Source organism: Streptomyces hygroscopicus subsp. hygroscopicus (assembly GCF_030269125.1).
Lineage (GTDB): Bacteria > Actinomycetota > Actinomycetes > Streptomycetales > Streptomycetaceae > Streptomyces > Streptomyces hygroscopicus_C.
On the sequence record NZ_BSSM01000003.1, the window covers coordinates 58,844 to 70,864 of the forward strand.

Consider the following 12,021-nt stretch of genomic DNA (forward strand, 5'->3'; position numbering starts at 1 on the left):
GGTGACTGTCTTTGCAGTAGGTCATCTGTCAGCGATTGGCTCCGACGTTTGTCAGGACGAGCAGCGCGTCTCGGAGGCGGTCGACGGGTGCAGTGCCCATGGCGCCGACAGGGCCCGGCCGACGACAGCCGAGCGGAATCGATCAGCCCAGCGACGCAGTTGCCGCACGCAGGTCTTCCAGGGCTGCCAGTGCATGTGGCGCGAGCCCTTCCTCGTCGTCACGATCGCCTTCGGACCACTGGGCGTATCCCCGCTTGAACGCCAGGACTCCCAGCTCGGCCGCGAGGTGCGCGGTCGTCTCGGGGACGCCGCGGGCGATGAGCGCGGCTGTCATGGCGGCCGCGAGACCGACACTCTTGAGGGCGTCGCGTTCTTGTAGTTCGGTGCTGGCTGCCACGGCTGCTTTGAGACGGGGGCCGAGTTCACGGTTCGCCGGACCCATGGCGCTCGATGCGCGCTCGAGAGCGGCCGCCACCGCCTGGAGCGGGCTGGCGCTCGCAGGGGCCTCGGTGATGCCGTCGGCGAGCAGCCTGCTGAGCGTCTCCTGGCCGGCGACCAGCAACTCGCGCTTGTCGGAAAAGTACCGGAAGAAGGTGCTCTTGGTGACACCGGCGCGCTCGGCGATCTGGGTCACCGTGGTGGCGTCGTACCCCTGCTCGGTGAACAGGTCGACGGCAGCAACGACGAGTCGCTGGGCCGCACCCGGTTGCCATCTAGCCATGAGACCAGGATAGGTGATGGGACACCTGTCCCGTCACCGTGTAGGGTCAGTGATGGGACAACAGTCCCATCACTTTCAGGGAGAGCTCATGCACGTCTTCGTCACCGGCGGTACCGGCACCATCGGCTCTGCCGTTGTCGCCGAACTGCTCGGCAACAGCCACACCGTTCTCGCGCTGGCTCGCTCGGACGGCTCCGCGCAGGCCCTTGAGCGCGCTGGTGCCAAGGTGCTGCGAGGAGACCTGGCGGACCTCGACGTCCTGCGGTCCGGCGCAGCGCAGTGCGACGGCGTGATCAGCCTGGCGTTCGGACGCGACTACAGCAGTCCGGAAGCGCTCGCCCAGGCCATCGCCGAGGAGAGCGCCGCTGTCGCTGCGCTGGGGCAGGAACTCATCGGAAGCAACCGCCCGATCGTCACGGTCTCTGGCACGCCCTGGGTGCCGGGACGCGCCTCTGTCGAGGCCGATCCGCTGCCGACCGACGGACCGGTGGGCGGTCGAGGCCGTTCGGTCAATGCGCTGCTGGACCTCGCCTCGCGCGGTGTGCGCAGCACGGCTGTCCGCATGCCGCGCACAGTCCACAACGAGGGCAAGGGCGGATTCGCCGGTCTGTTGACCGATCAAGCGCGCCGCACCGGGGTGGCCGGCTACCCGGGCGACGGCACCCAGCGCTGGCCGGCCGTGCACGCGCTCGACGCAGCGGTCCTGTTCCGTCTGGCCCTCGAGTCCGCGCCGGCCGGGACATCCTGGCACGCCGTCGCCGACGAGGGCGACACGGTGCGGGACATCGCCACAGTCATCGGCCGGCGACTGGGCCTGCCGGTCGAGGAGGTTCCGCAGGAAAACTTCGGCCCGTTCGGCCCGATCTTCGCCATGGACCAGCCGGCGTCCAGCGCCCATACCCGCGATGCCCTCGGGTGGCAGCCGACCCACTCCAGCCTCCTCGAGGACCTGGAAACCATTCAGCCCTGACGCACACCGGTTCCAGGGGAGCGGACGGGGTCGGCTCAATGGGTCACTGGTCAAGGGCCGGCATGCCCGGTACCGGGACACTCCAGTTCGTCGTGGGCGACTGCCTGCTGAGTGGATCCCTCAGCGGTTGACTTCGAGGTACGTCAGGACAGCAGGGCGCGCAGGAAGCAGGTGGCGCGGGCCGGGTCGGTGCGGAGTTTGGTGAGGATCCGCCAGTTCTTGAGGTGGGCGAAGCCGTGCTCGACCGGTGCGCGTCCCACGGCGAGAACGTGGTTGGCGGTCTTCTGGCCGACGGTGAGCTTGCGCGTGCGGGTGGCGTGGAAGCCGGTGACGATCACAGGGTCGAGTACGTCGTTGTCCAGGCCGCGAAAGCCCAGGTCCGCCAGGGCCCCGAGGCCGGCGGCGCGCAGGTGGGCCAGGAGGTGATCGTGGCGGGCTGCGGTGTTGTCGTGGGTGCGGCAGGACCGGGCGGCGGATATCCAGATCAGCCGGCCCCGCTCGTCGGTCAGGGCGAGGAAGTGCGGGCCGTGCCGGTGGTGTTTACCGGAGTAGTTGCGCCGGTCGGCCTTCCCGGTGCGGCGCTGGGTGGCAATGAGGGTGCCGTCGATCAAGACCACCTCCCCGCCCTGCTGGCGACCTTCTTCAGAGCGCGGTCCAGACGCGGCGCTTGCGCTGTCGTACGGCAATGTCGGCTGTGTGTGGGCTGGGGCGTGCCCCGACTGCTTGTGGGACTGTGCTGGAGCTGTTGCAACTGGCTCAAACAGCGCCGCGACCAGACGGTTTGTGCCCGCTGCCGTCGGATCCGGCATGTGGATGGCGATGGCCTGTGCCGCCCGTGCGCGATCGCGGTGCGGGAGGAGATCCGGTCCGGGATCGAGGCTGTTCTCCCGGCGCCGACCCAGCTGCACCTGTACGTACCGGGACTCGGCCAGCAGGGCGGACGGAACCTGCCGCGCCCGCGCGGTGCAGCCAGCCCCTGTCTCGGGCCCCGCGAGGTGCGTCGGCTGATCGATGATCCGCGGATTTGTCCGGCGGCGATGCGCGGGCAACACGCCCTGTTTCCCGTCCGGCGACGCCTTGAGCGCGAGCACGCCCGGCGGATCAGCGCCCGAACATGGCCCGAGGAAGCAGTCCTGCAGACACTCGCCGAGCAGCAGGCGGCGAAGGCCGGTCTGGCAGCCAACTGGCCGTACATGGCGATGCGGGTGATCCGGTGCGCGTTGGCGATCCGGGATGCAGAGGGTGAGGCTTTGGTCGCACCGGAGATGCTCGACCAGGTGCGGCTGCCGCTGAAGGCGACCGCGGCCGAGATCCTCGACGAGGTTGGGATGCTGCGGCCGCGTGCGGCTCCGCCGCCGGCCTTGTGGCCGGTCGGCGCATGCGCGGACTGCGGGAGTTGGGGAATCACCACGGCTCGGTGCGGCGGCTGCGGCGAGTGGCGGCACAATCCCGGCCTCTACCCGCTCGGACCGTGTCCGCGCTGCCGTCGGCAGGGCCTGCCTCTGCACAAGCAAGGGCTGTGCCGCGGCTGCCTGGCCTACGTGCGGGAGTGCGGCACCGAGTTGGCCGCGGTGTCCTTCACGCAGCTCGCCTTCGCCGGGGTGCTCGCGCACCAGCTGAAGCGGCGGGCCGGGGAGCCGGGGTTCGTCGTGCACAAGCGGTCCGGCCCCGTCAGCCGCGCACGCGAACGAGCCCGGACGACGTTGGCGTCCAAGGAACAGGTGACACCGGCGCCGATGGATCCGGGACAGCTGACCCTGTTCACCATGCCCCGCGCCTGGAAGCGCGAACAGCACATCGCTACCACGGCCCTGGCCCCGCTGCCGGCCCCGGCGCAGGAAGTGTCGGACACGTTCACCGCCGGCCACCCGCGAACCTGGGTCGCCGACAATCGCAGTGTGGTGGGCGGCGCGGCCCTGGTCCTGCATACACTGCCGGCCCGGGTGGGCCCGCACGCGCCGATTGCTGAGCGTGATGTGCGCTCCCTGGCCGGGACGGTCCAGACGGGGGTTCCGGACCTGGGCGCGGAGCGGCGGGACAGGCACGACGAACGGGCCTGTACGAGCGGATCGCGCAGCTGCCCGAGCCGATGGCCGACCAGCTACGGGCTCGGATACGGGTCATGCGCGGTCGCGGCCGGTTCCAGCGTCCACCGACCGGCTACCGGCGCATCCGCCACTGTCTGCGCATCGCCTGGCCCGCCCTGACCTCCTGGGCCGCTGCCGGGAAATGCTTGCGACAGGTCACCGCCGACGATGTTCCGGGCCGAACTTGCCCGGCACCGGGGCAACGTGACCCGCGGACTGCTCAGCGTACTGCGCAGTATCTTCCGCGCCCTGAAGCAGGAGCAGCTGATCTTCCGCAATCCCACCGCCGGGATACAGGCGTCCGCCGGAGTCCACCTGCCGCGGCCCCTGTCCAGCGACCGGCCGGCCGGTGTTCTGGACCGGCTGGACGGTCCCGCCGCCCGGCTCATCGTCGGCCTGGCCGCCATCCATGCCGTGCGTGCCGTGGAGATCGCCCGCCTCGACCTGGCCGATGCCGACTTGGCCCGGCGGACGCTGGCGGTGCCGAGGCAAGCACACGTACACCGTCTACCTCGCCCCCAGTTCGCCTTCGTGCCGGTAGCCGACCCCGTTGAGCCGGCAGATCAACTCGGGCATGACGGCATCCTCGGACACCACGATGTCGAGGTCGATGATCGGTTTGGCGGCGCGCCCGGGAACGGCTGTACTGCCGACATGCTCGATGGACACAGCCAGATCCGCGACGTGAGGTGCCAGTCGCTGCCGCAGATCCTCGAACTGCTCGGACCACCGGGGGTCGTAGTCACTGATCACGATCATGCCGGTCATATCGACAGTCTCGCAGGATCGCCAGAGCCCATCGCACCCCGCAGGGATCCCTGGCTATGGCATACCGAGTCGTTGATGTCGCTCACTGTCTCCGCGAGATCGCTCAGCGACGGGGCGTCTGTTCCTGCGGGAACGCACATGTGTGTTCACACCGGTGGCGCAAGCCGTTCGACGTCGGCCTCCAGCGGAATGTCGTCTGCCCAGGGCGGGTTTGCGCCGGGAACTGAACAGGTCAGGGCAGCGACGCGGACGGCGAAGGCGCAGGCGTCTGTGACGTCTTCGAGGCTCAGCGTGCTGAGTCGGCCGCCGAGGTGCCCGAGGGCGGCGAGGCGGTGCAGCAGACCTGCGGTGAAGGAGTCCCCCGCGCCGACCGTGTCGACGACGTCGACGGCCAGTGCCGGAACGGTGACGCGGAGGCCGTCGAGGGAGGCGAGGGCGCCGCGTCCGCCAAGGGTGATGACGACGAGGCGCGCACCGGCGGCGTGCCAAATGTCGCACGCTTGCTCCGGGCTGGTGCCGGGGAGGAGCACGGCGAGATCGTCCTCGCTGAGGCGGAGGACGTCGGCGAGGGCACACCAGTGGGGAAGCCGTTCGCGATAGGCGGAGGGCGGTACGAGCAGGGGGCGCACGTTGGGGTCGATGGAGACGGTGACGTGTTCGCGTGCCAGGGCGAGGTGGTCCTCGATGCGGCTGCCGCCGGGTCGGCGTATCAGTGCCAGGGAGCCGGTGTGCAGGCAGACACCGTCGTCGTGCGGGGTGGCCGCGAGTTCGTCGGCGGTCCACTGCCAGTCGGCGGTGCTGTCGGCGTGGAAGGTGTAGGCGGCCTGACCGGTGTCGTCCAGGGCGGCTACGGCGAGGGTGCTGGGCTCGGAGGCGGTCACGCTGCCGGTCAGGTCGACGCCGGACTCCCCGAGGCGGCTGCGGAAGAGGGTGCCGAAGACGTCATGGGAGAGCCGCCCGAGGAAGCGGGTGGGAGTACCGAGCCGGGCGAGAGCGACGGCGGTGTTGGCGGGGCCGCCCCCCGGCAGGACGCGCAGGGCGAGTTCGCCCGCGGCGGATGCGGCGGGTTCGGTGAAGGCGTCGGCGACGCACTCACCGAGGACGGTGATGGTGCCGGGGGTCTCGAGTCGGGCCATGGTGGCCTGCCTTTCTGGGTAAGCGCGCGGCTGCCGCGGCCCGCGCGCGGTGGTTCGGACGAGGCGGGGCGTCCGGCGCGTTCGTGCCGGGGAAGGGCGCCCGACCGGTGCCCTGATGTGCCCCCTGCGCAGGTATTGACTTGCGGCGCGAAACGGTCGTAACTTCCTCGCAACCTCCTACTAACGCGCGTTATTAAAGCGCGAAACCGAGGGCCTGTCGCGCCATCGTCCACCAACGGGGACCAAAAACTTGCCAAGCGCCAGGGCCCTCGGACGGCCAAGAGCGACGTGGCACGTCGTCGCGGACGCCTCGCAGGCCACCGTCCTCTTCGTCCTCGGAAAGGGACACGAACATGGACTACCGCCATCTGGGCGGCAGCGGCATGCTGGTCAGCGCCATCGCCTACGGCAACTGGGTCACCCACGGGTCTCAGGTCGACCAGGACGCGGCCACGGCATGTGTACGCGCTGCACTCGACGCCGGGATCACCACCTTCGACACCGCCGACGCGTACGCGGAGACCCGGGCGGAGGAGGCACTGGGCGCCGCCCTGAAGGGCGTGCGCCGCGAGGGCGTCGAGATCTGCACGAAGGTGTACTTCCCGACCGGCCCGGGGAAGAACGACCGCGGCCTGTCGCGCAAGCACATCATGGAGTCGATCAACGGCTCGTTGCGCCGCCTCGGCACGGACCACGTGGATCTGTACCAGGCCCACCGCTACGACTACGCCACCCCGCTCGAGGAGACGATGGAGGCCCTCGCCGACGTCGTCCACGCCGGCAAAGCGCACTACATCGGTGTCTCGGAGTGGAAGCCGCAGGAGATCAGGGCCGCGGCGCAGCTGGCGCGGGAGCTGAGGATCCGCCTGGTGTCCAACCAGCCGCAGTACTCCCTGCTGTGGCGCGTGATCGAGCCCGAGATCGTCCCGGCCTGCCAGGAACTGGGCATCGGCCAGATCGTGTGGTCCCCGCTCGCCCAGGGCGTGCTCACAGGCAAGTACAAGCCGGGAGCGCAACCGCCGTCCGGTTCCCGCGCCACCGACACCAACGGTGGCAACGACGCCGTGGCCGGATGGCTGCGCGACGAGGTCCTGACCCGGATCCAGGAACTGGCGCCTCTCGCTGCCGAAGCAGGCATGTCACCGGCGACCCTGAGCCTGGCGTGGGTGCTGCGCAATCCGAATGTCTCCGCAGCGATCGTCGGAGCGTCCCGGCCCGAGCAGATCGCGGAGAACGTCAAGGCGGCGGACGTCACGCTGGGCGACGATCTGGTCGATCGGGTCGACGAGATCCTCGATCCGGTCGTCGAGCGCGACCCCGCGCGCATCGACGTGTTCCCGCAGCGCCCTTGAGAGCCGTGCCCTCCGCATCACGCCACCCGACAGGTATCGCACCGAAGAGGCGTCTCGATTCCGACGCTGTTACTCCCGGACGATGTATTGACATGCCGCATAAGACAGCCGTAACTTCCCTGCAACACCGAACTAACGCGCGTTACTAAAGCGCGAAACCGGAGGCCCGCCGAGCGGCCTCCCTCGACCGAAGGGGACCAGAAGTGGCCACGAACGAGGCACGCCGCGTGACCATGAGTGACGTGGCCCGCCATGCCGGTGTCTCGCGGACCACGGTCTCGTTCGTCCTCAACGACAAGCCCGGCGCCGTCATCCCCGACGAGACCCGTCGACGGATCCTCGCGGCGATCGACGAACTCGGCTACCGGCCCAACGCCGGGGCGCGGGCCCTGGCCGCGAAGCGCAGCGGCTGGTTCGGTCTGATCACCGAGATTGTGACTGGCCCCTTCGCCGCCGAAGTGATCACGGGGGCGCAGAAACGCGCCTGGAGCGACCAGAGGTTCCTGCTGATCGCGGCGAGCGAGGGCGATCCGGCCCAGGAGGCCGCCGCGCTCGACCAGATGCTGGACCACCGCGTGGAGGGGCTGCTCTACGCCACGACCTGGCACCGGGCCGTCACTCTGCCGCAGGCCGCCCGTGAGGTGCCGACGGTGCTCGTGAACTGCTACGACGCCGAAGGGGAGCTGCCGTGCATCCTGCCCGACGAGGTGTCGGGCGGCTACCGGGCGACCCGCCGCCTCCTGGACGCCGGGCACACATGCATCGGGTTGATCAACCTCGACCCGGCGATCCCGGCCGCCATCGGCCGACGCGAAGGGTACGAGCGTGCCCTGCGCGAGGCTGGGATCATCCCCGACCCCTCCCTCGTCATCCCCGGCTGGGCCACCGCCGACGGCGCCTACACCGCTGCCTGCGAGTTGCTGGACCGCCCGGCCGCCGACCGGCCGACCGCGTTGTTCTGCGGCAACGATCGGATGGCGATGGGCGCGTACGACGCGATCAAGGAACGCGGACTGCGCATCCCGCATGACGTGGCCGTGGTGGGGTTCGACAACCAGGAACTCATCGCCGCCTATCTGCGGCCCAAGCTGACGACGCTCGCCCTGCCCTTCGAAGCCATGGGCACCAAGGGCGTCGAGATGCTCTCCGCTCTCGCAGCAGGGCAGCCGCTCGACACCCATCGGGTGACGATCGACTGCCCGCTGCTCGAACGCTCATCGGTCTGACCGCGAATCAGCCCGCTGAGTAGTCCCGTCCCGTCTTCGTCCTGTGTTGAAGAGAGAAGAGAGTCTTCATTATGGCAGCCTCCACATCCCCACGGCGGTTTCGGACCGCCCTGAAAGCGGTCACCGCGACCGCCGCCGCAGCCCTGGTCCTGTCCGCCTGCACGGGCGGCTCGGGTACTGCCGCCGCCGGTGACACCTCCGGCAACCAGCTGCTCACCATCCCGCGCGAGGACCTGGCGACCTTCACGCGCAACTTCAACCCGCTCTCTCCGCAGGCCGCCCCGATGACCCTGCAGGCGATCTACGAGCCGCTGGTCGTGCACAGCATGTCGGACGCCAAGGACACGCCGTGGCTCGCCACCAAGTGGACGCAGGCCAAGGACGCCCGCTCGATCACGTTCACGCTGCGTGACGGCGTCAAGTGGTCGGACGGCCAGCCGTTCACCGCCGACGACGTCGTCTACACCTTCCAGCTCCAGAAGAAAGTGCTGGGCGGCTTCGACTACCTCGACAAGGTCACCGCGGTCGACGCCCACACGGTGAAGTTCTCCTTCAACAAGCCCTTCTCACCCGCCTTCTACGAGATCGGCGGCCACTGGATCCTGCCGAAGCACATCTGGTCCAAGGTGAAGGACCCGGCGAAGTTCACCAACCCCAACCCGGTCGCCACCGGCCCGTACACCGAGGTCGAGAAGTTCCAGAGCCAGTCCTACGAGCTGCGCAAGAACCCCGACTACTGGCAGCCGGCCAAGCAGCGGATCGCCGGCATCCAGATGCTCGCCTTCTCCGGCAACGACAGCGCCAACCTCGCCTTCACGAGCGGCGAGGCCGACTGGGCGCAGACGTTCATCCCGGACATCGACAAGTCCTTCGTCGCCAAGGACAAGAAGCACAACCACTACTGGTTCCCGGCCACCGGCGCCATGATCAACTGGCAGCTGAACACCACGAAGGCCCCCTTCAATGACGTGGCTGTGCGCAAGGCGCTCAGCATGGCCGTCGACCGCGACCAGATCACCAAGGTCGCGATGAACGGCTACGCCCAGCCCGCCGACTGCACGGGCCTGGCCCGCACGTACGACAAGTGGCGCGACACCTCTCTCTCGGCCTCCTGCACGTGGACGAAGTACAACACCGATGCCGCCGCCAAGGCCCTGGACGCCGCCGGCTACAAGGAGAGCGGCGGGAAGCGACTGCTGAAGAACGGCAAGCCTTTCACGCTCGACATCTCCGTCGGCTCGGCCTCCTCCGACTGGATCTCGGTCGCCAACATCATCAAGCAGGACCTCGCAAAGGTCGGCATCACCGCCACAGTGAAGACGCCGGACTGGTCGGCCGTCTCGGCGTCGTACAACACCGGCACCTTCGACACCGGCATCGTGTGGAGCAACAACGGCGCCACCCCGTACGAGTACTTCCGGGGCGTGATGTCGACGAAGGTGCTTCAGCCGGTCGGCAAGCAGGCCACCGAGAACTACCACCGCTTCGGTGACAAGAAGGCCGACAAGCTCATCGATGCCTTCGCCGCCGCCACCGACGAGAAGGCGCAGCACGAGCAGATCGACGGTCTGCAGAAGCTGTACAACCAGGACGCGCCCGTGGTGCCGCTGTTCACCGGCCCCGAGTGGGGCGAGTACACCGACGCCCGCTTCACCGGCTGGCCCTCCGCGAAGGACCCGTACGCCACCCTCGGCAACCGCAACGGCAGCACGATCCTGGTGCTCACCTCGCTGAAGCCCGTCAAGGGCTGACGCCCGCGCGGACCGGCGGCCGTCCTCCTCCCCGGACGGCCGCCCCACCACCGCCCCCTTCGCCCCCTTCGCCCCCACCGACAGGAGCACGACCCGTGCGTCTCATCCTGCGTAACCTGGGGTTCTATCTGCTCGCCTTCTGGGCCTCCATCACCCTGAACTTCGTGCTGCCGCGCTTCATGCCGGGCGACCCGGTCTCCCGGATGTTCGCGCAGGCCCAGGGCACGATGCAGCCCGACCAGATAGCCCAGCTGCGCAAACTCTTCGGCCTCGACAACCGCCCCCTGTGGGAGCAGTACGTCTCCTACGTCAAGGACGTCTTCACCGGCAATCTCGGCATCTCCATCACCCGCTTCCCGACCCCGGTCTCCGACGTGATCGGCTCGCAGATCGGCTGGACCCTGCTGCTCGGCGGCGTCGCGCTCGTCATCGCCGCCGTCCTCGGCAACCTGCTCGGCATCGTCGCCGCCTGGCGGCGCGGCGGCGTCCTCGACTCCGCCTTCCCGCCCCTGCTGATCTTCGTCGGCTCCTTCCCGTACTTCTGGCTGGCGATGGGCGCGCTGTACCTGTTCGGGGTCAGCCTGGGCTGGTTCCCGCTGCGGCACGCCTACGACGTCGGCCTGACTCCCGGCTTCAACGGCGGGTTCCTCGCCGACGTCGCCACCCACCTGGTGCTGCCGGCGCTGACCATCGTGCTGGTCTCCATCGGCGGCTGGATGCTCGGCATGCGCAACACCATGATCGCCACGGCGGCGGAGGACTACATCACGATGGCCGAGGCGAAGGGGCTCGGCCCCTCGCGGATCATGTTCCGCTACGCCGCCCGCAACGCGCTGCTCCCCTCCGTCACCAACTTCGGCATGGCACTCGGCTTCGTCGTCGGCGGCGCGCTGCTCACCGAGGTCGTGTTCGCCTACCCCGGCATCGGCTACCAGCTGCTGATGGCCGTCCAGGGCCTGGACTACCCGCTGATGCAGGGCATCTTCCTGACGATCACGGCGGCGGTACTGCTGGCGAACTTCCTCGTCGACCTCGTCTACGTCCGCCTCGACCCGCGCGTCCGCGTCCGCTGAAGGGGGTTGCCGACATGACCGCCATCGAGATCGCGACGGCCACCACGCCGACCGCCACCGCGCCCACGTCCCGCCGGCGGGGAATCCTGCGCCAGCTCATCGACAGCAAGAAGGCGCTTGCCGGGCTGATCCTGCTCGCTCTTTTCGCGCTGCTCGCGTTGCTCGCGCCCGTCCTTGAGCCGGGCGACCCCTCCCTCATCAATTCCACGGGCAGCCAGGCGCCTTCGGCCGCGCACTGGCTCGGTACGACCGCCAAGGGGCAGGACGTGCTCGCCCTCACCCTGTGGGGCGCGCGCAGCTCCCTGTTCGTCGGGTTCACCGTGGGGCTCGCGGCGACCGCGGTAGCCATCCTCGTCGGCCTGGCGTCCGCGTACTTCGGCCGCATCGTGGACGACGCGCTGACCCTGGTCACCAACATCTTCCTGCTGCTGCCCGGGCTGCCGCTGCTCATCATCCTGGCCGCGTTCCTGCCCGCCGGGACCTCCACCGTGATCCTGGTGCTCGTCGTCACCGGCTGGGCCGGCTCGGCCCGGGTGCTGCGGGCGCAGGCCAAGTCGATCCGGGGCAAGGACTTCGTGGCCGCCGCGGTCGTCACCGGGGAGCGCCCGCTGCGGATCATGTTCCGCGAGATCCTGCCCAACATGGCGTCCGTGGTGATGACCACGCTGCTCGGCTGCGTGATCTTCGGCATCGGCGCCCAGGCCGGCCTGGAGTTCCTCGGCCTCGGCGACAGCAGCGTCGTCAGCTGGGGCACCAACCTGTACTGGGCCGGCAACGACGGCGCCCTGATGACCGGGGCGTGGTGGGCCTTCGTTCCCTCCGGCATGTGCATCGCGCTCGTCGCCTTCGCGCTCGCGCTGGTCAACTACGCGGTCGACGAGATCACCAACCCGAGGCTGCGCAGCCGCCGCGCCCGCCGTGAGAGGAGGGCCTGAGC

The 12,021-nt window shown here is 69.3% G+C and carries 12 protein-coding genes; 7 read left to right on the plus strand and 5 right to left on the minus strand.

The window, feature by feature from the left end; all coding sequences use genetic code 11:
- Positions 1-142: 142 nt before the first annotated feature.
- Positions 143-721, minus strand: coding sequence for a TetR/AcrR family transcriptional regulator (locus QSK45_RS08370; protein WP_285554775.1), 579 nt, complete (start codon positions 719-721; stop codon positions 143-145).
- Positions 722-809: 88 nt separating this feature from the next.
- On the opposite strand from QSK45_RS08370, the gene QSK45_RS08375 reads away from it, so the two are divergent.
- Positions 810-1,691, plus strand: coding sequence for an SDR family oxidoreductase (locus tag QSK45_RS08375; RefSeq protein ID WP_285554776.1), 882 nt, complete (start codon positions 810-812; stop codon positions 1,689-1,691).
- 143 nt (positions 1,692-1,834) lie between these two features.
- Here the strand turns inward: QSK45_RS08375 and QSK45_RS08380 are convergent, their stop codons facing one another.
- The gene (locus tag QSK45_RS08380) at positions 1,835-2,302 is read right to left on the minus strand and encodes a transposase family protein (protein ID WP_285554780.1); all 468 of its coding nucleotides are present in this window, start codon (positions 2,300-2,302) and stop codon (positions 1,835-1,837) included.
- Between the two features lie 198 nt (positions 2,303-2,500).
- Here QSK45_RS08380 and QSK45_RS08385 point away from each other — a divergent pair, with 198 nt between their 5' ends.
- Positions 2,501-3,898: a hypothetical protein gene (locus QSK45_RS08385; RefSeq protein WP_285554781.1), complete on the plus strand. Its 1,398-nt coding sequence runs from the start codon at positions 2,501-2,503 to the stop codon at positions 3,896-3,898.
- 36 nt (positions 3,899-3,934) lie between these two features.
- Here the strand turns inward: QSK45_RS08385 and QSK45_RS08390 are convergent, their stop codons facing one another.
- From QSK45_RS08390 to QSK45_RS08400, 3 genes are all read right to left on the minus strand, one after another.
- Entirely contained in the window at positions 3,935-4,282 is a 348-nt protein-coding gene (locus QSK45_RS08390; protein ID WP_285554782.1) for a hypothetical protein, read from the minus strand.
- Positions 4,283-4,285: 3 nt separating this feature from the next.
- Complete coding sequence (locus QSK45_RS08395; protein ID WP_285554783.1) at positions 4,286-4,546, minus strand: GrpB family protein; 261 nt, start codon at positions 4,544-4,546, stop codon at positions 4,286-4,288.
- Positions 4,547-4,692: 146 nt separating this feature from the next.
- Positions 4,693-5,682, minus strand: a complete 990-nt coding sequence (locus QSK45_RS08400; RefSeq protein ID WP_285554784.1) for a carbohydrate kinase family protein — start codon at positions 5,680-5,682, stop codon at positions 4,693-4,695.
- A gap of 353 nt (positions 5,683-6,035) precedes the next feature.
- Here QSK45_RS08400 and QSK45_RS08405 point away from each other — a divergent pair, with 353 nt between their 5' ends.
- From QSK45_RS08405 to QSK45_RS08425, 5 genes are all read left to right on the plus strand, one after another.
- Positions 6,036-7,034 (plus strand): aldo/keto reductase family protein, encoded by a 999-nt coding sequence (locus QSK45_RS08405; protein ID WP_285554785.1) that lies wholly within the window; start codon positions 6,036-6,038, stop codon positions 7,032-7,034.
- Positions 7,035-7,267: 233 nt separating this feature from the next.
- Positions 7,268-8,260 (plus strand): LacI family DNA-binding transcriptional regulator, encoded by a 993-nt coding sequence (locus tag QSK45_RS08410; RefSeq protein ID WP_285555515.1) that lies wholly within the window; start codon positions 7,268-7,270, stop codon positions 8,258-8,260.
- Between the two features lie 71 nt (positions 8,261-8,331).
- Entirely contained in the window at positions 8,332-10,011 is a 1,680-nt protein-coding gene (locus QSK45_RS08415) for an ABC transporter substrate-binding protein (RefSeq protein WP_285554786.1), read from the plus strand.
- A gap of 95 nt (positions 10,012-10,106) precedes the next feature.
- The gene (locus tag QSK45_RS08420; RefSeq protein ID WP_285554787.1) at positions 10,107-11,084 is read left to right on the plus strand and encodes an ABC transporter permease; all 978 of its coding nucleotides are present in this window, start codon (positions 10,107-10,109) and stop codon (positions 11,082-11,084) included.
- Between the two features lie 14 nt (positions 11,085-11,098).
- Complete coding sequence (locus QSK45_RS08425; protein WP_285554788.1) at positions 11,099-12,019, plus strand: ABC transporter permease; 921 nt, start codon at positions 11,099-11,101, stop codon at positions 12,017-12,019.
- The last annotated feature ends 2 nt before the right edge of the window (positions 12,020-12,021 follow it).

Coding starts and splice junctions, on each gene's coding strand:
- QSK45_RS08375 (WP_285554776.1), top strand. CDS start 810: ATGCACGTCTTCGTCACCGGCGGTACCGGCACCATCGGCTCTGCCGTT.
- QSK45_RS08410 (WP_285555515.1), top strand. CDS start 7,268: ATGAGTGACGTGGCCCGCCATGCCGGTGTCTCGCGGACCACGGTCTCG.
- QSK45_RS08400 (WP_285554784.1), bottom strand. CDS start 5,682: ATGGCCCGACTCGAGACCCCCGGCACCATCACCGTCCTCGGTGAGTGC.
- QSK45_RS08425 (WP_285554788.1), top strand. CDS start 11,099: ATGACCGCCATCGAGATCGCGACGGCCACCACGCCGACCGCCACCGCG.
- QSK45_RS08415 (WP_285554786.1), top strand. CDS start 8,332: ATGGCAGCCTCCACATCCCCACGGCGGTTTCGGACCGCCCTGAAAGCG.
- QSK45_RS08395 (WP_285554783.1), bottom strand. CDS start 4,546: ATGACCGGCATGATCGTGATCAGTGACTACGACCCCCGGTGGTCCGAG.
- QSK45_RS08405 (WP_285554785.1), top strand. CDS start 6,036: ATGGACTACCGCCATCTGGGCGGCAGCGGCATGCTGGTCAGCGCCATC.
- QSK45_RS08370 (WP_285554775.1), bottom strand. CDS start 721: ATGGCTAGATGGCAACCGGGTGCGGCCCAGCGACTCGTCGTTGCTGCC.